Source organism: Kitasatospora sp. NPDC089913 (genome assembly GCF_044748625.1).
Taxonomy (GTDB): Bacteria; Actinomycetota; Actinomycetes; order Streptomycetales; family Streptomycetaceae; genus Kitasatospora.
In genome coordinates, this window is the sequence record NZ_JBIVGI010000015.1 from 58,031 (window position 1) to 77,341 (window position 19,311).

The window sequence follows — 19,311 nt, forward strand, 5'->3', positions numbered from 1 at the left end:
GGGCGCCGCCGGGCTACTCGGACCGGTTCAGTCCCGCCCGGGCTCCTCGTCCTCGCGGCGGTCCGTGCCGTCGCGGTGGAGGAAGGCGGGCGGCACGGCGTCGACCGGTACCGGGACGGAGACCGCTGCCGCGGTCGCGGGAGCACCGGCCGCGGGGGCGGGGGCGGCGGAGCCGGGAGCAGCGGTTGCCGTCCCGCCGTCCGCGCCGACGGTGGACAGCAGTTGCCGGGCCAGCCCGAGCCCGGTGCCGCCCATCGCGAGCGCCTTGGCGAACAGCTCCCCCATCCCGTCGGCGCCGTTGAGCAGCACCATGTGCTCCACGTTGCCGAAGGACTCGGCCGCCGCCCGCACGATCTGCGGCCACTGCTCGGCCAACTCCTGGGCCACCACCGCCTCCTGGTTCTCGGCGAGGGCGGCTGCCCGGGCCTTGATGCCCTCGGCCCTGGCCAGGGCGACCGCCCGGGCGGAGGCGGCGTCGGCCAGGCCGCGCGCCTCGACCGAGGCCGCCTCCGCCCGCCCGGTGGCGGTGGTCGCCTCGGCCTGCGCCAGACCGCGCACCCGGGTGGCGTCGGCGTCCGCCTCGGCCGCGATCCGCACCCGTCCGGCCTCGGCCGCGGCCGCCAGCTCGGTCTCCTGGGCCTGCGCCTGGGCGGCGGAGATCCGGGCGTCACGGGCCGCCTCGGCGGTGGTGCGGGTGTCGTACGCGCGGGCGTCGGCGGGCTTGCGGACGTCGATCTGGAGCTGCTGCTCCTTGCGCCGCGCCTCCAGTTCGGCGACCCGGGTCTCCTGGACCACCACCTCCTGCCGGGAGGCGGCGTCGGCGAGCGGTCCGGCCTGCCGGGCGCGGGCCGTCGCGGTGTCCATCTCGGCCTGGTAGGAGGCCTGTTGGATCTCGCTGTTGCGGGTCGCCTCGGCCTTGCGGGCGGCGGCCTCCTGCTCCGCCTCGGTGGCCACCCGGTCCGCCGCCGCCTGGGCGATCCTGGCGTCCCGCTGGACGGCGGCGGCGTGCGGGATGGCGAGGTTCTTGATGTAACCGGTCGGGTCGATGATCTCCTGGATCTGCAGGGTGTCGATGATCAGGCCGAGCTTCTCCATCTCCAGTCCGGAGGCGGCCCTGGTCTCACCGGTGAGCCGTTCCCGGTCGCGGATCATGTCCTCGACGGTGAGTCCGCCGACGATCGACCGCAGGTGTCCGGCGAAGACGTTGTGGACGCGCTGGCTGATCAGTTTCTGCTGGTCGAGGAAGCGGCGGGCGGCGTTGGCGATGGAGACGTCGTCGTCGCCGACCTTGAAGATGACCACGCCCTTGACCCGGACCGGGATGCCCTGCGTGGTGACGCACTCGACGTTCAGTTCGGCCTCGTTGAGGTCCAGCGAGAGCCGCCGGACGCCCTGGAGGCCGGGGGTGACGAGGGTGCCCCGGCCGGTGACGATCCGGAAGCCCAGCCCGTCACCGACCCCCTCGGTGCGGTGGCGGGAACCGGAGATGATCAGTGCCTCGTTCGGCTCGGCCACCCGCCACATGAGCTTGAAGAGCGTGATCATGACCAGCACGGCCGCGGCGGCCGCCCCGGCGATGATGAATCCCATGGTTCAACTCCCCCTTCCGGCGCAGGAGATGCGCCGAAACGGATTGTCCGCCGGGGCTCGGTGCGGGGAAAGGGAAGTGACATGACGCACCGTCACAAGGTCGTCACGGGACGGTCCGTGGATCGTCACGGGCGGCCGGCGGACCGGCAGGGACGGTCACCGGTCGGCCGGTCCGCCGGACGTCAGGGCCCGATCGGCGCCACATAGACCGTCCGCGGCGGCTGGTACTCGATCACCACCACCGGCGTCCCCACCACCAGCCGGTCCCCGGGAACGGCCAGGTAGGCGAGGAACGCCTCGGCGCCCCGCCGCTCCGGCACGTGCACCATCACCTCGCCGACCAGCCCCGCACCCACCGCTCCGGTGACCCGCCCCGTGCTCCCGATCACGCCGGCCTCCCTCGACTCGTCGGCTCCTGGGGCGTCTCTCCGGACCCGCGCCTGCGGGGCGGGGGTCCGAGGACACGCCCTGGGCCAGTCTGCCCGCCGGAAGGCCTCCGCGCCCCACCCTTCACCCGCCGGACCTCGCCGTTCTCCCGCGCCGACCCCCCTCTGGACCTCCGGCGGTCGGCTCGCTACGGTGTTGGACGTCATGCGCGGGCAACACCGCCTGCGGACGCGGGAGCTCGGAGCACCGGGCTGAGAGGGCGCTGAACGGGACGTCGGACGACGGACCGGAGGCTGCGTCGACCGCAGGAACCTGACCGGGTAATGCCGGCGTAGGGAGTTGAAGGTCCGTTGACCACCTTTGAGGCACAGCCGCAGTCTGCCCAGTCGCCGTCCGCGCACGGCGCCGCCGTGACCAGCGCCGGCACCGGCTACCCCACCCCCGCCTGGCGCAAGGCCTACCGCGAGGGGTCCCGCCCCGACCTGCGCGTGCCGTACCGCGAGGTCGTGCTGACCAACGAGAAGACCGTCCCGCTGTACGACACCTCCGGACCGTACACCGACCCGGCCTACGAGCCCGACGTCCGGCGCGGGCTGCCGGCGCTGCGGGACGCCTGGATCCGCCAGCGCGGCGACGTCGAGGAGTACGACGGCCGCGAGGCGCGCCCCGAGGACGACGGGATCAAGCACACCTCGCCGCGCGGCGGGAACCTCCGCAACCTCGACGCGGTGTTCCCCGGCCGCCCGCGCCGGCCGCTGCGCGGGCGCGGCGACGTCGCGGTGACCCAGCTCGGCTACGCCAAGCGCGGCATCGTGACCCCCGAGATGGAGTTCGTCGCCCTGCGCGAGGGCCTGGCGCCCGAGTACGTGCGGGACGAGGTGGCCCGCGGCCGCGCCGTCATCCCGGTCAACGTGAACCACCCCGAGGTCGAGCCGGCGATCATCGGCACCAACTTCCTGGTGAAGATCAACGCCAACATCGGCAACTCGGCGGTCACCTCCTCGATCGAGGAGGAGGTGGAGAAGATGACCTGGGCCACCCGCTGGGGCGCCGACACCGTCATGGACCTCTCCACCGGCCGCAACATCCACACCACCCGCGAGTGGATCCTGCGCAACTCCCCCGTGCCGATCGGCACCGTGCCGCTCTACCAGGCGCTGGAGAAGGTCGACGGCCGGGCCGAGGACCTCAGCTGGGAGGTCTACCGGGACACGATCGTCGAGCAGTGCGAGCAGGGCGTCGACTACATGACCGTGCACGCGGGCGTGCTGCTGCGCTACGTGCCGATGACCGCCCGCCGCAAGACCGGCATCGTCTCCCGCGGTGGTTCGATCATGGCGGCCTGGTGCCTGGCGCACCACCGGGAGAACTTCCTCTACACGAACTTCGAGGAGCTCTGCGACATCCTGGCGCGTTACGACGTCACCTTCTCGCTGGGTGACGGCCTGCGCCCGGGCTCGATCGCGGACGCCAACGACGAGGCGCAGTTCGCCGAGCTGCAGACCCTGGGCGAGCTGGGCCGGATCGCCCGTGCCAAGGACGTCCAGGTGATGATCGAGGGCCCGGGCCACGTCCCGATGCACAAGATCAAGGAGAACATGGATCTCCAGAAGGAGATCTGCGACGAGGCCCCGTTCTACACCCTGGGCCCGCTCACCACCGATGTCGCGCCCGGCTACGACCACATCACCTCGGGCATCGGCGCCGCGATGATCGCCTGGTGGGGCACCGCGATGCTCTGCTACGTCACGCCCAAGGAGCACCTGGGCCTGCCCAACCGGGACGACGTGAAGACCGGTGTCATCACCTACAAGATCGCCGCCCACGCCGCGGACCTGGCCAAGGGCCACCCCGGTGCCCAGGACTGGGACGACGCGCTCTCCGACGCGCGCTTCGAGTTCCGCTGGGAGGACCAGTTCAACCTGGCCCTCGACCCGGAGACGGCCCGCGAGTTCCACGACGAGACCCTCCCCGCGGAGCCCGCCAAGACCGCCCACTTCTGTTCCATGTGCGGTCCGAAGTTCTGCTCGATGAAGATCTCCCAGAAGATCCGCGAGGAGCACGGGGACGGTTCGAGCGCCGTCGAGTCCGGTTACGGGGAGGACGCGCTCGCCGGGATGGCCGAGAAGTCTGCGGAGTTCGCGGCCCAGGGCAACCGGGTCTACCTGCCGCTGGCGGACTGAGCACGCCGCACGAACGCGCCGGACCGGGGGGTGGAGGGGGCCTCCCGGCCCGGCGCACGCGTGCGCCGGCGTCCCGGCCCGGCGTCCGGCCGGGGGCGGTGCCGGTCAGGCGGCGTCCTCGGGGTACCAGCGGAGTTCGACGGTGTTGCCGTCCGGGTCCTGGACGTAGATGGAGGTGGCGTTGCCGCGGGCGCCGTAGCGGGGGACGGGGCCCTCCAGGACCTTGAAGATCCCGGAGTCGACGACCTGCTGCCAGTCGAGGGGGTCGACGGTGAGGCAGATGTGGTCGACGTTGGACTCGCCGCGCGGGCGGGACATCAGGTCGATGATCGTCTCGGGGGTGACCCGGAGGGACGGGAAGGAGACCTTGCCGGCGCGCCACTCCTCGACCCGGACCGGCTCCAGGCCGAGCAGTCCGCCGTAGAAGTCCAGCGAGCGTTCGATGTCGCGGACGTTGAGCACGAGGTGGTCGAAGGCCTTCACGCGGATGGCGGTCATGGTGGCTCCAGTCGGGAGGGGTGCTGCCGGTGACGTGTTCCACGATCCGCCAGGCGGCCGGTGTCATCAAGACGGCATCCGTCAACGATCATTGAGCCCCGGTGAACGGTGGAGGGGTGGAGCGTGCTGGAACGGGTGGAGATCGAGGTCTTCCTGACACTCGCGGAGGAGCTGCACTTCGGCCGTACCGCCGAACGCCTGCGGCTCAGCACCGGCCGGGTGAGCCAGGTGGTGCGACAGCTCGAACGGCGGCTCGGGGGAGCGCTGTTCGAGCGCACCAGCCGGTCGGTGCGGGTCACCCCGGTGGGCCTGCGGCTGGCGGAGGAGCTGGCGCCGCTGGTGGCCGGCATCGCGGCGGCGGTGCGCCGGGCGGCCGAGGCCAACCGGGGTGTCGCCGGTGAGCTGCGGGTGGCGTTCCTCGGCGAGGGGACGGCACCGGTGCTGCTCCGGGCGGTGGCGCTGTTCGGCGAGCGGCACCCGGACTGCCGGGTGGAGGTCCGCGAGGCCCAGCTGGCGAACACCCGCTCCAGCCTGCTGGACGGCTCGGTGGACGTGCTGATCGCCGCCTTCCCGTTCGACGGGATGGCGAACGGCCCGGTGCTGATGACCGAGCGCCGGGTGCTCGCGGTGGCGGCCGGGCATCCGTTGGCGGGGGCCTCCTCGGTGTCCCTGGAGGTGCTGGGCGACCACCCGGTGGTGCAGTACCCGGCCGTGACCTCGGCGGCCTTCAAGCGGGACCGCACCCCGGACCGGACCCCCTCGGGGCGGCCGGTGCCGCCCGGCCCGGTCGGCGCGACCTTCTCCGAGATGCTGACGCTGGTCGCGCTGGGCCGGGGCGTGCTGCCGGTGGGCGAGCTCTCGCGGCGGTACCACCCGCGTCCGGACCTCGTCTATGTGCCGATCGAGGACGCCCCGCTGATCGAGCGCGGTCCGGTCTGGCGGGAGGGGAACACCACCGAGCGGGTCCGCGAGTTCGTCCGGGCGGCGGCGGACTCGGCGGCGCCGGACCGGGCTGCGGCGCACCGGGCGGCGGCGGACTAGGCGCCGGTCGGCCGTCGCCGGTCAGCTGTCGTCGGGCCCGGTGAGGGCCGGGGCGCTGCCGGCCCGGGCGGCGGCGGTGAGGTGCGGGACGAGCGCCCGCTCGCGCAGGGCGCGCTGCCAGTCGCGGCGGGCGTCGTCGAGCTCGGCCGCGAGCTCGGGGTCGGTGCCCGGCGGGAAGGGCACCGTGGGCGGGGCCGAGCCGTCCCGCAGGGCGGTGAGGATCAGCCCGACGATGCCGACGGCCATCGCGGCCACCCCGGCGGCGAGGGCGAGCCACCCGGCGGTGAGCAGCGAGCGGGCCAGGGCGCTGTCCGGGTCGGCGGCCCGCAGCGCGTAGCCGAGCAGCAGCAGGACCACGGCGGCCGTCCAGGCGAGGATGGGGGTGAGGACGGTGAGCACCGGGAGCAGTCCGGCGCCGCCGTTCTCCGAGCGCAGCTGGGTGAGCAGTCCGGGCGCGGCGGGTTCGCCGGGCGCGGGCGGGGTGGCGCGGAGGTTCTCGCGCAGCCGCAGGTAGTGCTGGTACTCGGTGGCCGCCGGGGCGGCGACGCTGTCGGCCGAGGCGAGCGCGTGGGCGCGCAGGTCGTCGGGGGGTGGCGCGCCGGGCGCGCGCAGGACGGTGCGGAGGGTGTCGTCGCGCAGTGCTTCGTCGAGGAGGCGCTCGAAGTCCGGGCGGTCCTCGGCGAGCAGGTGCGGGGCGTCGTTCATGGGGACCCCGTTCGTGCGGACCCCCGCGCTCTCCGTCCCGACGTGCACGGGGCGCGGCGCGGAGTCGGGCCGCCGCGGGGGCGGCCGGGTGTGGTGTGCCCCCGATGGTAGGGGTGGGTGCGGCCGGGTCGACAGTGGCTTTCCGGAATTTCGCGCCCCTGGATGCGCGTGCGCGACGGTCCGGGCGCCGGGAACGCCCGTTCGGTCGACGGTCCGTCACCTGCCGTGGGCGGAGGGTGTTCCGGGGGCACGTGGGTGTGCCGGGGCCACGAGGGTGTGCCGGAGCGGCGGGGGTGTGCCGGAACGGCGGCGGGCCGGACCGGGTGCGGTCCGGCCCCCGCCGGTGTGTGCGGCGTTCGCGCCGGTGTGTCCGGCGGCTCAGATCGGCAGGCGGGAGACCAGCAGCCTGCCCTCCATGGTCACCCCGCCGTCCATGGCGACGGCGAGGTCCTCCGCGTAGACGTACGGTCCGGGGACGTGCGGCGGCATGCCGTCGTCGGCGTGCACCGCGCCGGTGAGGTACGGGATCGGGCTGTGGCCGTGCACGACGCGCGCGCCGCCGTAGGTCTCCAGCAGTTCGCGGACGGCGGTCGGGCCGGCGTCGCCGCGGAAGGCGAAGCGCTTGGTGAACCGGCGGAAGCAGTCCCACCACTCGTCGACGCCCTCGTCCGCGAGCAGGTCGTGGACGGCGTCGTTGACCTCGGGGATGGACTCGCCGTACTCGAGGTAGGCGGTGGTGTCGGAGTGCAGCAGCAGGTGGCCGTCCTCCAGGGCGATGGCGGGGAGCCGGGAGAGCCAGCTGATGTGGTGCGCCTCCAGGCGCTCCAGGTCGCTCTGCTGTCCGCCGTTGAGCCGCCAGGCGGCGAGGAAGGAGGCGGTGCCGGCGGTGGACTGGACGGGCTCGTCGCCGTACCGGGCGGCGCCGAGGAAGAGGAGTTCGTGATTGCCCATCAGGGCCCGGCAGTAGCCGCCGGCGGCCGCCGACTCGGCGGCGAGCTGCATGACCAGGTCGATGACGCCGATGCCGTCCGGGCCGCGGTCGGTGAAGTCGCCGAGGAACCAGATCCGGGACCGGCCGGCGGACCAGTGGCCGTCGGGGTCGATCAGGCCCTGGTGGCGCAGCTCGGTGCGGAGCTCGTCGAGGTAGCCGTGCACGTCGCCGACGACGTAGAGCGGGCCGGGGGGCTCGCCGGGGCCGGGCGCCGGGTACGGGTGGTAGGGCTGGCCGGGTTCGGGGAGCGGGGGGCCGAGCTCGATGGTCGGCGGGTCGTCGCTCTGCCGGCCGGGGTGGCCGCCGTGGGCGGGGGAGGGGTGGTCCGGCAGGGTGGGCTCGTAACCGGCCTGCTCGTGGGGGCCGTTCTGGGCGTGCACGGTGTGGCCCTGTTCGGGGCCGGTGGCCGGCCAGTGCTGTTCGAGGTACCGGGCGCCGCCGTAACCGCTGTAGGTCTCGGCCTCGTAGCCGGTCGCCGGGTACCCGCCGTTGGGGTCCGGTTCGTAATAGGTGCCGTACGGCAGCACGTCGAGGTCCGGCTGGTGGCGTGGGCCTGAGTCCGGGTGTTCAGGCCCGGGGAAGCGGTCCTCGGGTGTCATTCGCCCATCATAGGAAGACCACTCTCCCGGCGTCGTCACCTGGTGGGTATCCAATCCTCCGGAGCGTCAGCCGGGCGGTCCGTCAGGTCCGATTTGTCCCGACTCGGCATGGTCCGGGCCACAGCCCGCTGGGGTGCGGTCCCGGGGGTCACACCTCACCCGGCGGGCGGGGCGGGCTGACCGTGGTGCGCGGGCTCCGTCGTTGCGAGGAGGCGCGGACGATGAGCTCGGTCGGCATCAGGGTGCCGGGCGGCGGACCGGTGCCGGCGGTGCGGAAGCGGGGCGGGAAGAGCCGGGCGATGTCCACGCCGGTGCCGGAGTCCACGCCCTCGATGGCGTCGATCAGGAGGTTCACCACGGTGGTGCCGATCCGGCGGGGCTTGAGCGACAGGGTGGTGATGGGCGGCTCGGTGGTCGCGTAGACGTCGCTCTCGCTGCAGCAGACCAGCAGCAGGTCGTCCGGCACCCGCAGGCCGTAGCGGCGGGCGGCGGCGAGCAGGTCGGTGCCGTTGGGGTCGAACAGGCCGTAGACGGCGTCCGGCCGGTCCGGTCGGGCGAGCAGCCGGTCGGCGGCGACGGCGCCGGCGGCCGGGTCGTGCGCGGGGTAGGTCTCGTAGACCGGTTCCTGGCCGACCTTGGCGCACCAGCCGAGGTAGGCCTCGGTGGAGAGACGGGTGTAGGTGTCGGTGCTGGTGCCGGTGAGCAGGCCGATCCGGCGGGCGCCGGCCTCGGAGAGGTGGTCGAGGATGCCGAGCACGGCGGCCTCGTGGTCGTTGTCGACCCAGGCGGTGACCGGGCAGTTCCCCGGCTTGCCGTCGCTGACCACCGGGACGCCGGACCGGTACAGCTCGCTGACCAGCGGGTCCTGGTCGGGCGGGTCGATCACCACGGTGCCGTCCAGGGCGATGTTGCCCCAGACGTCGTGCCGGGACGAGGCGGGCAGCACCACCAGGGCGTAGCCGCGGCCCAGGGCGGCACTGGTGGCGGCCCGGGCCATCTCGGCGAAGTAGGCGAACTCGGTGAAGGTGAACGGCTCTTCGCCGTAGGTGGTGACGGTCAGCCCGATCAGGCCGGACCGTCCGGTGCGCAGGGTGCGGGCCGCCGCCGAGGGGCGGTATCCGAGGCGCTCGGCGACTTCGCGCACCCGGCTTCTGGTCTCGTCGGGCAGGCGGCCCTTCCCGTTCAGCGCGTCGGAGACGGTGGTGATCGACACTCCGGCGGCTGCTGCCACATCCCGGATGCCGGCCCGCTCCAGACGCCGTGAGGTGGTGGGCCGCCGACCGCTCTGGTTGGCTGCTGCTGTCATGGCGGACCGATCGTATGGCTCCTGACAAGGGTCTGTGACCGGCGCATTGGGAGCCTGTGGAGATACGTTTCTCCGTGAGTGAGCCCGTGTGCGCCCCTTCGATCCCCGTACGAAACCAGCTGGTTTACCTCTGACATGTGCCAAAGGAACCCAGCAGAATGGCTGATCCGCGTCTGTAACCCGACCGGGCATCTCACCCCTACGGGTGAGTGCGATCGGTATCGTTCAGGGCACCCGACCGGGGTGGAACCGCACGCGTTCGGACTGCCCGGGCACGGCGGCGACCCCGGCCGTGGCGGGCGAACGCAGCGGAAAGACAGAAGGAGACCGACCGTGACCGCAGCACAGGGCCCCCGCCTCAGGCCGAGCCTGGACGGCATTCCCACCTACAAGCCCGGCAAGCCGGCAGGCCCCGACGCCTACAAGCTGTCGTCCAACGAGAACCCGTACGAGCCGCTCCCGGGCGTGCTGGAGGCGGCGGTCGCCGCGGCCGGCAAGCTCAACCGCTACCCGGACATGGCCGTCACCGGGCTGACCGCCGAGCTGGCGAAGCACTTCGACGTGCCGGTCGAGCACATCGCCACCGGCACCGGCTCGGTCGGTGTGGCCCAGTCGCTGATCCTCGCCACGGCGGGCCCCGGCGACGAGGTGATGTTCGCCTGGCGCTCCTTCGAGGCCTACCCGATCATCACCCAGGTCGCCGGCGCGACCCCGGTCCCGGTGCCGCTGACCGCGGGCGGCGACCACGACCTGGACGCGATGCTGGCCGCGATCACCGGGCGGACCAGGCTGATCTTCGTCTGCAACCCCAACAACCCCACCGGCAACGTGATCCACCGCGCCGAGCTGGAGCGCTTCCTGGACGCCGTCCCGGCCGAGGTGCTGGTCGTCGTCGACGAGGCGTACATCGAGTTCATCCGCGACCCCGAGGTGCCCAACGGCCTCGACCTCTACCGGAACCGCCCGAACGTCTGCGTGCTGCGCACCTTCTCCAAGGCCTACGGCCTGGCCGGTCTGCGGGTCGGCTTCGCGGTCGCGCACGAGCCGGTCGCGAACGCGCTGCGCAAGACCGCGGTGCCGTTCGGCGTCGTCCAGATCGCCCAGGACGCGGCCGTCGCCTCGCTGCGGGCCGAGGACGCGCTGATGGTCCGGGTGGACGCGCTGGTCGAGGAGCGGACCCGGGTGGTGGCCGGGCTGCGGGCCCAGGGCTGGGAGATCCCGGACTCGCAGGCCAACTTCGTCTGGCTGGAGCTGGGCGAGCGTTCGCAGGACTTCGCGGCCGCGTGCGCGGCCGCCGGTGTGATCGTCCGGCCGTTCCCGGAGGGCGTGCGGATCTCGATCGGCGAGGTCGAGGGCAACTCGATCTTCCTCTCGGTGGCGGAGGCGTTCCGCAAGGAGCTGTAGCCCCCGCGCGCAGTCCGGCCCCGCGGCGGAGCGGGGCGGCCCGGTCCGTACCGGCCGCCCGCTCCGCCGCGGCGCGTTCCGGGGCCCTCGGAGCCCTTCCGGGGCCCTCCCGGGTCCTTTCCGGGTCCTTTCCGGGGCCCTCCCGGGTCCCTTGCGGGGCCGACGGCGGCACCGCGACGGGCTCCGGACGATCAGGAGTGCCTGGGGTTTTCTGGGAGACGGCTGGGAGAACGGTCAACGGATCGTCGGGAACCGGCCAAGCCGGCCCCGGTGGCGGGCGGAGCGCGGCAAATGCCCGGTTCGGCCGGTCAGCCTTCTCCCAGTCGGTGCCCAGGACGGTGCAAGAGCGCCCCGGGAAGCTGTCCGCCATGAAGGTGTTCCCGCGACGGCGAGGTGCCGTCCTCGTCAACTCCGCGCTCGGCGTGGCCCTGCTCGGTGCCGCCGCCCTGGCGTACACCGTGCTGGACGACGGCTCCGGCACCACGGCCGCCAAGGCCCCCGTCCGGACGGCGACCGTGACCAAGGGCACGGTCCTGGCCACGGTGTCCGGAACCGGCACCCTGGCCTCGCCCACCGACGCCGCCCAGGACTTCACCACCGGTGGGCGGCTGACCGCGGTCAAGGTCGCCGTCGGCGACCAGGTGACCAAGGGGCAGGTGCTCGCCACCGTCGACACCACGGCCGCCCAGCAGCAGGTGGACGCCGCGCAGGCGGCGCTCAACACCGCCTCGGTCAATCTGACCAAGGCCAGGGCCGGCGTCACCACGACGACCGTCCAGCAGCTGCCGGCCAAGGCCAACGGCTCGTCGGGCACGTCCGGCGGGAACGGCACGTCCGGCGGGAACGGCTCGGGCGGCACGGGCAGCCGGGGGGCGGGCGGGAGCAGCGCGTCCGCCCCCTCGGCCGACCCGTCCGGGCAGACCGCCCCGTCCGCGCAGGCCACCGTCCCGTCGGCGCCGGCCGCCGTCCCCGAGCCGCAGACCACCACCATCTCCACCACCAAGGTGGACGAGGCGGCGGTCGCCCAGGCCGAGCAGCAGCTCGCCACCGCGCAGACCAACCTCTCCAACGCCCAGACGGCGCTTGCCGGCACCACCCTCACCGCCTCGGTGGACGGCACGGTCGCCTCGGTGGCGGGCAAGGCGGGCGACACGGTCGGCGCGACCGGCGGCGCCTCCTCCAGCGGCGGAACCAAGTCGACCGGGAGCTCCGCCACCGCTCCCAGCGGCTTCATCGTGCTGACCAATCCGACCGGCATGCAGGTCACCGCGAACTTCTCCGAGCTGGACTCGCTCAAGCTCAAGAAGGGCGAGGCGGCCACCGTCACCCTGAACGCGCAGTCCGACAGCAGGTTCAACGCCTCGGTGCTGTCGGTCAGCCCGCTGCCGGTGAGCGGTTCCGGCGGCGGTGCGGCCGCCGTGCAGTACTCGGCGACGCTCCAGATCTCCGGCGACACCAGCAAGCTGCGGACCGGCCTCAGCGCGACCGTCTCGGTGGTCACCGGCGAGGCGGACAACGCGCTCTCGCTGCCCACCTCGGCGCTGTCCGGCACCGGCTCGAGCCGTACCGCGACCCTGGTCCACCAGGACGGCAGCACCGACCGGGTGACCGTCGAGGTCGGCGTCGAGGGCGACACCACGGTCCAGGTGCTGACCGGGCTGAACGAGGGCGACAAGGTCGAACTGGCCTCCACCAGCGGGTCCAACGGCTTCCCCAACGGCTCCTTCCCGGGCGCCAACGGCGGCCAGGGCGGCCGCAACGGCGGCGGCGCGGGCGTCGGCGCGGGGGTGGCCGGGGTCGGCGGCGGAGGAGCCGCGGGCGGCGCGGGCGCCGGCCGGGGCGGTGGCCGCTGATGGCCCGCCGACTCCTCCCCGCCCGTCCGGGCACCGGCCACCTCCGTCCGGGCACCGATCCCGCCCGTACGGGCAGCGGTCCGGTCCGGCCGGCCGGCCCGGGGACGGCGCCGCCCGTGATCCGGATCCGCCGCCTCACCAAGTCCTACGGCCACGGCGACGCCACCGTGCACGCGCTGCGCGGCCCGGACGACCCCGCCACCGGCGCCCCGCTGGGCGTGGACCTGGACATCGAGCAGGGCGACTACGTCGCCGTGATGGGCAGTTCCGGATCCGGCAAGTCCACGCTGATGAACATCCTCGGCTGCCTCGACGTCCCGACCGCCGGCCGCTACCTGCTGGACGGCATCGACGTCGGCCACCTGGACGAGCGGCAGCTCGCCCTGGTGCGCAACCGCAAGATCGGCTTCGTCTTCCAGTCCTTCAACCTGGTCCCGCGCACGACCGCGCTCGCCCAGGTGGAGCTGCCGCTCGCCTACGCGGGCGTGCGGGCCGCCGAACGCCGCCGGCGGGCGCTCGCCGCGCTCTCCCTGGTCGGCCTGGCCGAGCGGTCCGGGCACCGGCCCAACGAGCTCTCCGGCGGTCAGCAGCAGCGCGTCGCGGTGGCCCGGGCCCTGGTCACCGCACCCGCGATGCTGCTCGCCGACGAGCCCACCGGCAATCTGGACAGCCGCTCCACCGAGGAGGTGCTCGGGCTGATCGACGGCCTCAACGCCACCGGCCGCACGGTGGTGCTGATCACCCACGAGGACGAGGTCGCCCGGCACGCCAAGCGTGTGCTGCGACTGGTGGACGGCATGATCGTCTCGGACGTCCGGCAGGCCCCGGTGGACGGGCCCCCGCCCGCATCGCACCGGGCGGGGGTGCCCGCGTGATCCTCTGGCAGACCCTCCGTTTCGCGGCCGGCGGCCTGGTCGCCAACAAGGTCCGCTCCGCGCTCACCATGCTGGGGGTGCTGATCGGCGTCGCCTCGGTGATCCTGCTGCTGGCGGTCGGCAACGGCTCCTCGGTCGCGGTCAAGGAGTCGATCACCTCGCTCGGCACCAACTCGCTCACCGTCACCTCCGGCTCCTCCTTCGGCGGCGCGCGCTCCGCGAGCAGCGCCAAGAAGCTGACCGTCGCCGACGCCAAGGCGCTGGCCACCGAGGCCGACCCGCACGCCGTCCGCTCGGTCGCGCCGGTGGTGACCACCAGCGGCACCGCGCTGAACGGGGACATCTCGTACAGCCCCGGCTCGATCGTCGGCACCTACCCGGCGTACTTCGAGACCGCCAACCAGAAGGTCGAGCACGGCGAGTACTTCACCCAGGACGACGTGCTGGCCTCCCGCAAGGTGGCGGTGCTCGGGGCGACCACCGCCAAGCAGCTGTTCGCCACCGCGGACCCGGTGGGGAAGCCGATCGTCGTCGGCGGCACCCCGTTCACCGTGGTCGGCGTGCTCAAGGCCAAGGGCGGCACCGGCTTCACCGACCCGGACGACGTGCTGATCGCCCCGCTGCCGACCGTGCAGAACGCCTTCACCGGCTTCGGCTCGGTGAACCAGATCATGGTGCAGGCGGCCTCGGCGGACAGCACCGCGCAGGCCCAGTCCGAGATCACCCGGATCCTGCTCGGCACCCACGCGATCGCCGACCCCAGCAAGGCGGACTTCCGGATCAGCAGCCAGACCTCGCTGCTCAGCGCCCGGGAGTCGACCACGAAGACCTTCACGGTGCTGCTCGGCGCCGTGGCCGCGATCTCGCTGCTGGTCGGCGGGATCGGCATCACCAACATCATGCTGGTCACCGTCACCGAGCGGACCAGGGAGATCGGCATCCGCAAGGCCCTCGGCGCCCCCCGCGGCGTCATCCTCGGGCAGTTCCTCACCGAGGCCACCCTGCTGTCGGTGGTGGGCGCCGGACTCGGCGTGCTGGCCGGGATCGCCGGTTCCCGTTTCAGGATCGTCGGCATCGAACCGGTGGTGATCCCCGAATCGGTGCTCGGCGCCTTCGGGATCGCCGTCGCCATCGGCCTGTTCTTCGGCAGCTACCCCGCCAACCGGGCCGCCTCGCTGCGCCCGATCGACGCCCTCCGGCACGAGTGACCAAGGACCGCAGACCATGAGCAACGAGATCGAGCCGTCCGTTCCGTCCACCCCCGCCGAGCAGGTCGTCCTGCTCTCCACCGCGCCGGACGGCAGGGACGTCTCCGCCGAGCTGGCCGCGCCGCCGCGGCGCCGGCTGCCCTGGGTGCCGCTGGTGCTGTCCGGCGCGGTGATCGCCACGGCGGCCTTCGCCGGCGGCGTCTGGTACCAGCGCGACCAGGCCCCCGAGCGGAGCTCCGGCCGGACCGTCGCCGCGGGCGGCGGCGCGCAGCAGCCGCGGCCGGGGGCGACCGGCACCGGCGGCGGCCAGAACGGCAACCGCCGCAACGGCGCCGGCCAGGGCGCCGGCGGCCAGGGCGGCCAGGGCGGCCAGGGCGGCTTCACCCGGGGCACGGTCAAGGCCGTGGACGGCACCACCGTCTACCTGACCGACGCCAACGGCAACACCGTCAAGGTGACCACCGGCGACTCCACCAAGGTGCAGCTCAACAAGGAGGGCAAGGTCGGCGACCTCCAGCCCGGCCAGAGCGTCACCGTGGTCGGCACCCCGACCGACGGGGGCTACGCCGCGACCCAGCTGGTCGAGGGCGCCGCCGCCGGCGGCTTCGGGGGAGGCGGCTTCGGCGGCGGCCCCGGCGCGGGCGCCACCCGGAACCCGTCCGGCGGCTGACCGGCCGCCGGACGCGCGCGGCCCGGCCGACCTCCTCCGGGGGCCGGGCCGCGCATCCCCCCGCCGACCTGCGCCGGAGTACTGTCAGGGCGGTGCGCACACCATCGAGGCCCGACCTGGGGGTCCCTCCGTACAAAACCGCCCGATAAGGTGTTAATCCAACATTCATCGATGGGCCTTAGCCTCCCCGAGCTAGCCTCGAGCTGAACGCCATCGTCCGACCGGGAGGCGGAACCCCCGTGCAAGGCAGTGTGTCGACAGGAACTTCGGCGGTGAACAACGGCGGCCAGGGGGAGGCCTACCTGCTCGTCGTCGACGACGAACCGAACATCCGCGAGCTGCTGTCCGCCTCGCTCCGCTTCTCCGGCTTCCGGGTGGCCTCCGCCGCCAGCGGCGCCGAGGCACTGGAGCTGATCGCCGTCGACCGTCCCGACCTGGTCGTCCTGGACGTGATGCTCCCCGACCTCGACGGCTTCGCCGTGGTCGAGCGGCTCCGGGAGCAGACCAGCCGCGGCCTCATCGCCGGCCCCGGCCACGGCCACCCCGGCGACCACCTGCCGGTGCTCTTCCTCACCGCCAAGGACGGCGTCGGGGACAAGGTCCAGGGGCTCGCCGCGGGCGCCGACGACTACGTCACCAAGCCGTTCAGCCTGGAGGAGCTGATCGCCCGGATCCGCGCCATCCTGCGCCGCTCCGGCGGACCGGCCGAGGACGGCCGGCTGATCGTCGCCGACCTCGTGCTCGACCCGGTGGCCCACGAGGTCACCCGCGGCGGCGTCGTGGTCGCGCTCTCCCCGACCGAGTTCAAGCTGCTGCACTACCTGATGGCCAACGTCGGCCGGGTGGTCTCCAAGGCGCAGATCCTCGACCACGTCTGGGCCTACGACTTCGGCGGCGACCTCTCGATCGTCGAGTCGTACATCTCCTACCTGCGCCGCAAGCTCGACTCCGGGCCCAGCCACGGGCCCAAGCTGATCCACACCGTGCGCGGCATCGGCTACGCCCTGCGCCGCCCCCCGCAGGGCTGACCCCGGACCCCCGCCGCCCCGATGCCCCTCCCGCTCCCCCGCCGCGCTTTCGCGCGCCCCTCCGCCCGTCCGTCCGGCCGCCGTCCCGGCGGCCCGCCCGGCCGGCTGTCGCTGCGCCGGCTGTCGCTGCGCGCCCGGCTGCTGGTGCTGGTGCTCGCCCTGGTCACCACCGGCCTGGTGGTCAGCGACACCGTCGTGCTCGGCACCGTCCGCCACCAGCTGGTCCAGCGGCTCGACGAGCAGCTGCAGCGCTTCGGCGAACCGCTGGCCCGCCGCGCGCCGACCCGCAACAGCTGGGCGGACCCCAAGCAGCAGCAGCCCTCGGTCGGCGGCAAGCGGGCCACCCAGTACCTGGCCGCGCTGCCCAGCCAGTACCTGGTCCAGTACCTGTCCGCCGACGGCAAGGTGCAGTTCGTGGTGCGCCAGCCGATGGCGGAGAACGACCCGGCGCCGCAGCTGGACGGCTTCGACCCGGCCGCGGTCGCCCCCGACAGCCCGGTCGACCTGCCCGACCGGCTCGGCCGGGGCAGCTGGCGGGCGATCGTGGTGCCGGTCCAGCGGCCGAGCGCCCCGGCCAGCGTCTTCGCCGCGCCCACCGCCAGCCCCGCCTACGTGATGGTCGCCGTCTCCCGCGAGGACATCGACGCCACCGTCAACCGGCTGCGCACCGCCTTCCTGGCGATCGGCGGCGCCGTCCTCGTGGTGATCGCGGCCCTCGGCTTCTTCGCCGTCCGCACCGGGCTGCGGCCGTTGCGCCGGATCGAGGAGGGCGCCCAGCGGATCGCCGCCGGCGAGCTCTCGCACCGGATGCCCGTGCTCCCGGCGAACACCGAGGTCGGCCGGCTCTCCATCGCCCTGAACGGCATGCTGGCGCAGATCGAGGCCGCCTTCGCCGCCCGGGCGGAGTCCGAGGGCCGGATGCGGCGCTTCGTCGCCGACGCCTCGCACGAACTGCGCACCCCGCTGGCCGGCATCCGCGGCTTCGCCGAGCTGTACCGGATGGGCGCCCTGCCCGCCGAGGCCGACGTCAGCCGCACCATGGACCGGATCGAGAACGAGGCGATCCGGATGGGCACCCTGGTCGAGGACCTGCTGGTGCTCGCCCGGCTGGACGAGGAGCGCCCGCTCGACCTCGCGCCGATGGACCTGCGCACCCTCGCCGCGGACGCCCTGCACGACCTCACCGCCCTCGACCCGAGCCGCCCGGTCGCCCTCACCGGCCCGGCCGGCAGCGGCCCGCCCGGCCCGGCGCCCGTGCTCGGCGACGAGGCCCGGCTCCGCCAGGTGGTCACCAACCTGGTCGGCAACGCGGTCAAGCACACCCCGCCCGGCACCCCGGTCCGGATCGGGGTGGGCCACGAGGCCGGCCTCTGCCTGCTGGAGGTCGCCGACTCCGGACCCGGCCTCACCGCCGACCAGGCCGCGCTGGTGTTCCACCGCTTCTACCGCGTGGACGCCTCCCGCAGCCGCCACGACCAGCGCGGCGGCGCCGGCCTCGGCCTCGCCATCGCCACCGCCCTCACCCACGCCCACGGCGGCGCGCTCACCCTCCACACCGCCCCCGGCACCGGCGCCACCTTCCGCCTGGAACTCCCCCACCAGCGCTGAAACCGCCCGATCGGGTGAAGCTGCTTCGTTCACCCCGCTCGACCGTCGTCCCGGTGGGACCGTACGGCGGTGATCTCCTTCAAGGGTGGGACGTGATGGACACCGATCGGCGACTGTGGGACGCCTGGGCCTCTCTGGAGGTACCCGAGCACTTCCGTACGGAGATCAAGGACGGAGTCCTCATGGTGTCCCACGTCGGCGGCCCTCGGCACCGAAGGATCGGTACGAGGCTCCTCGACGCACTGGCCGAGCACCTCGGCGGCAGTGGCTGGTGGCCGGCCGACGCGGGCCACGTTCTCCACGGGCACGAGGTGTCCGCACCCGATGTCCTCGTGGTGCCCGAGGACATCGACGCGATCGCCGGCCCGGAGGATCTCGGGGTGCTGGCCTCGGGCGTGGCCCTGGTGGTCGAGACGGTCTCGCCGGACAGCGAGCACCGCCATCGTGACCTCGTGGACAAGCCCCGCGCCTACGCCACCGCCGGCATCCCCGTCTACGTGATCATCGACGACTACGACTACGGTGGCGGCGCCGTCACCGTCCTCTCCGGGCCCGACCCCGAACGCGGCGCCTACGCCCGCTCGGAGCGCACCCCCTACGGCGAGGACGCGGTGATCCCGGAGGGGCCCGCGAAGGGCTTCGCGATCGGGCCCGGCATCACCGGGGAGCGGCGGGGCTGACCTCCTCCTCCGCGAGCAGGCCCTGGGCGAGCAGGCCGGCCTGGAAGCGGGAGGCGGCGCCGAGGGCGGTCATCAGGTCGGCGACCCCGCGGCGGTAGGTGCGCAGCGAGACGCCGAGCAGGCGGGCGCCGGTCTCGTCGGTGTGGCCGGCGGCGAGGGCGCGCAGGATCCGCCGGGAGCGGTCGTCCAGCGGGGGCGGCGGGGCGGCGCAGTCGGCGAGGTCGGTGGCGGTCTCCCAGGTGGCGCGGAACAGCGAGCGCACGCCGTCGACGACGTCCGGCGCCTGCACCACGGTGTACGCGCGCACGCCCCGCACCGGTGCGCCCGCCAGGATCGCGGTGCGCCGGTCGATGACGATCGCCTCCCGGGCGATCGGCCCGTCGGAGATCCGGATCTCGATGCCGGAGGCGGCGATCCGCCGCAGCCGCCGGAGCGACTCGGGGTCGGCGAGCGCCCGGCGGCTGTACATCTTGCGCATGGTCAGGCCGGGGACGACGTGCGGCCGCTTGCCTTCGCGGAAGGCCGCGTTGACGCCCGCGGAGAAGGTCATCAGATCGGTGGCGGCGACCAGGAACTCCTCGCGGGAGGCGACGAAGAGGTGCCCGGCCCGCTGGACGAGCTCCTGCTCGCCGTGCAGGGTGATGATCCGATCGGTGGTCATGGCAGCAAACTGCCAGATCGGTCG

17 protein-coding genes and 1 riboswitch are annotated in these 19,311 nt (G+C 73.8%); of the genes, 10 read left to right on the plus strand and 7 right to left on the minus strand.

Going from position 1 to position 19,311, the window contains the following annotated elements; translation table 11 throughout:
- Positions 1–27: 27 nt before the first annotated feature.
- Both ACIPYS_RS22820 and ACIPYS_RS22825 read right to left on the minus strand, forming a co-directional pair.
- Complete coding sequence (locus ACIPYS_RS22820) at positions 28–1,590, minus strand: SPFH domain-containing protein (RefSeq protein WP_400748796.1); 1,563 nt, start codon at positions 1,588–1,590, stop codon at positions 28–30.
- 182 nt (positions 1,591–1,772) lie between these two features.
- The gene (locus tag ACIPYS_RS22825; protein WP_030392359.1) at positions 1,773–1,979 is read right to left on the minus strand and encodes a hypothetical protein; all 207 of its coding nucleotides are present in this window, start codon (positions 1,977–1,979) and stop codon (positions 1,773–1,775) included.
- 218 nt (positions 1,980–2,197) lie between these two features.
- Positions 2,198–2,332: riboswitch (TPP riboswitch) on the plus strand.
- A 55-nt stretch (positions 2,333–2,387) separates the two neighbouring features.
- Here ACIPYS_RS22825 and thiC point away from each other — a divergent pair.
- Entirely contained in the window at positions 2,388–4,160 is a 1,773-nt protein-coding gene (gene thiC, locus ACIPYS_RS22830) for a phosphomethylpyrimidine synthase ThiC (RefSeq protein ID WP_400749072.1), read from the plus strand.
- Between the two features lie 105 nt (positions 4,161–4,265).
- Here the strand turns inward: thiC and ACIPYS_RS22835 are convergent, their stop codons facing one another.
- Positions 4,266–4,658: a VOC family protein gene (locus ACIPYS_RS22835; RefSeq protein ID WP_400748799.1), complete on the minus strand. Its 393-nt coding sequence runs from the start codon at positions 4,656–4,658 to the stop codon at positions 4,266–4,268.
- 123 nt (positions 4,659–4,781) lie between these two features.
- Between ACIPYS_RS22835 and ACIPYS_RS22840 the strand changes: the two genes are divergently transcribed.
- Positions 4,782–5,699: a LysR family transcriptional regulator gene (locus ACIPYS_RS22840; RefSeq protein ID WP_400748802.1), complete on the plus strand. Its 918-nt coding sequence runs from the start codon at positions 4,782–4,784 to the stop codon at positions 5,697–5,699.
- 21 nt (positions 5,700–5,720) lie between these two features.
- On the opposite strand, the gene ACIPYS_RS22845 is transcribed toward ACIPYS_RS22840, so the two are convergent.
- The 3 genes from ACIPYS_RS22845 to ACIPYS_RS22855 all read right to left on the minus strand — a co-directional run bounded on the left by ACIPYS_RS22845 (position 5,721) and on the right by ACIPYS_RS22855 (position 9,300).
- Entirely contained in the window at positions 5,721–6,404 is a 684-nt protein-coding gene (locus ACIPYS_RS22845) for a hypothetical protein (RefSeq protein ID WP_093861260.1), read from the minus strand.
- A gap of 378 nt (positions 6,405–6,782) precedes the next feature.
- Positions 6,783–7,994 carry a metallophosphoesterase gene (locus ACIPYS_RS22850; RefSeq protein WP_400748806.1) on the minus strand — a complete coding sequence of 404 codons (1,212 nt, stop codon included), beginning with the start codon at positions 7,992–7,994 and terminating at the stop codon, positions 6,783–6,785.
- Between the two features lie 148 nt (positions 7,995–8,142).
- Positions 8,143–9,300, minus strand: coding sequence for a LacI family DNA-binding transcriptional regulator (locus ACIPYS_RS22855; RefSeq protein ID WP_078879728.1), 1,158 nt, complete (start codon positions 9,298–9,300; stop codon positions 8,143–8,145).
- Positions 9,301–9,633: 333 nt separating this feature from the next.
- On the opposite strand from ACIPYS_RS22855, the gene hisC reads away from it, so the two are divergent.
- From hisC to ACIPYS_RS22895, 8 genes are all read left to right on the plus strand, one after another.
- Positions 9,634–10,704 carry a histidinol-phosphate transaminase gene (gene hisC / locus ACIPYS_RS22860; RefSeq protein ID WP_093861262.1) on the plus strand — a complete coding sequence of 357 codons (1,071 nt, stop codon included), beginning with the start codon at positions 9,634–9,636 and terminating at the stop codon, positions 10,702–10,704.
- A 368-nt stretch (positions 10,705–11,072) separates the two neighbouring features.
- Positions 11,073–12,557: an efflux RND transporter periplasmic adaptor subunit gene (locus ACIPYS_RS22865; protein WP_400748811.1), complete on the plus strand. Its 1,485-nt coding sequence runs from the start codon at positions 11,073–11,075 to the stop codon at positions 12,555–12,557.
- Complete coding sequence (locus tag ACIPYS_RS22870) at positions 12,557–13,432, plus strand: ABC transporter ATP-binding protein (RefSeq protein WP_400748814.1); 876 nt, start codon at positions 12,557–12,559, stop codon at positions 13,430–13,432. The genes ACIPYS_RS22865 and ACIPYS_RS22870 overlap by 1 nt, the downstream gene beginning before the upstream one ends.
- Complete coding sequence (locus tag ACIPYS_RS22875; RefSeq protein ID WP_360019219.1) at positions 13,429–14,640, plus strand: ABC transporter permease; 1,212 nt, start codon at positions 13,429–13,431, stop codon at positions 14,638–14,640. The genes ACIPYS_RS22870 and ACIPYS_RS22875 overlap by 4 nt, the downstream gene beginning before the upstream one ends.
- A 16-nt stretch (positions 14,641–14,656) precedes the next feature.
- Positions 14,657–15,310, plus strand: coding sequence for a hypothetical protein (locus ACIPYS_RS22880; protein WP_400748818.1), 654 nt, complete (start codon positions 14,657–14,659; stop codon positions 15,308–15,310).
- Between the two features lie 272 nt (positions 15,311–15,582).
- A complete protein-coding gene (locus ACIPYS_RS22885) occupies positions 15,583–16,338 on the plus strand; it encodes a response regulator transcription factor (RefSeq protein ID WP_360019216.1) in 756 nt (251 codons plus the stop codon).
- A 21-nt stretch (positions 16,339–16,359) separates the two neighbouring features.
- Entirely contained in the window at positions 16,360–17,946 is a 1,587-nt protein-coding gene (locus tag ACIPYS_RS22890; RefSeq protein ID WP_400748822.1) for a sensor histidine kinase, read from the plus strand.
- 95 nt (positions 17,947–18,041) lie between these two features.
- A complete protein-coding gene (locus ACIPYS_RS22895; protein WP_400748825.1) occupies positions 18,042–18,626 on the plus strand; it encodes a Uma2 family endonuclease in 585 nt (194 codons plus the stop codon).
- Here the strand turns inward: ACIPYS_RS22895 and ACIPYS_RS22900 are convergent.
- Positions 18,604–19,287 (minus strand): DNA-binding response regulator, encoded by a 684-nt coding sequence (locus ACIPYS_RS22900; protein WP_400748828.1) that lies wholly within the window; start codon positions 19,285–19,287, stop codon positions 18,604–18,606. The two genes, ACIPYS_RS22895 and ACIPYS_RS22900, sit on opposite strands and share 23 nt — an antisense overlap.
- Between the last annotated feature and the right edge of the window lie 24 nt (positions 19,288–19,311).

Excerpts from the sequence above, each read along its gene's own strand:
- ACIPYS_RS22855 (WP_078879728.1), bottom strand. The coding sequence starts at position 9,300 with ATGACAGCAGCAGCCAACCAGAGCGGTCGGCGGCCCACCACCTCACGG.
- ACIPYS_RS22850 (WP_400748806.1), bottom strand. The coding sequence starts at position 7,994 with ATGACACCCGAGGACCGCTTCCCCGGGCCTGAACACCCGGACTCAGGC.
- ACIPYS_RS22900 (WP_400748828.1), bottom strand. The coding sequence starts at position 19,287 with ATGACCACCGATCGGATCATCACCCTGCACGGCGAGCAGGAGCTCGTC.
- ACIPYS_RS22895 (WP_400748825.1), top strand. The coding sequence starts at position 18,042 with ATGGACACCGATCGGCGACTGTGGGACGCCTGGGCCTCTCTGGAGGTA.
- ACIPYS_RS22870 (WP_400748814.1), top strand. The coding sequence starts at position 12,557 with ATGGCCCGCCGACTCCTCCCCGCCCGTCCGGGCACCGGCCACCTCCGT.
- ACIPYS_RS22890 (WP_400748822.1), top strand. The coding sequence starts at position 16,360 with ATGCCCCTCCCGCTCCCCCGCCGCGCTTTCGCGCGCCCCTCCGCCCGT.
- ACIPYS_RS22845 (WP_093861260.1), bottom strand. The coding sequence starts at position 6,404 with ATGAACGACGCCCCGCACCTGCTCGCCGAGGACCGCCCGGACTTCGAG.
- ACIPYS_RS22820 (WP_400748796.1), bottom strand. The coding sequence starts at position 1,590 with ATGGGATTCATCATCGCCGGGGCGGCCGCCGCGGCCGTGCTGGTCATG.
- ACIPYS_RS22865 (WP_400748811.1), top strand. The coding sequence starts at position 11,073 with ATGAAGGTGTTCCCGCGACGGCGAGGTGCCGTCCTCGTCAACTCCGCG.
- ACIPYS_RS22880 (WP_400748818.1), top strand. The coding sequence starts at position 14,657 with ATGAGCAACGAGATCGAGCCGTCCGTTCCGTCCACCCCCGCCGAGCAG.
- ACIPYS_RS22835 (WP_400748799.1), bottom strand. The coding sequence starts at position 4,658 with ATGACCGCCATCCGCGTGAAGGCCTTCGACCACCTCGTGCTCAACGTC.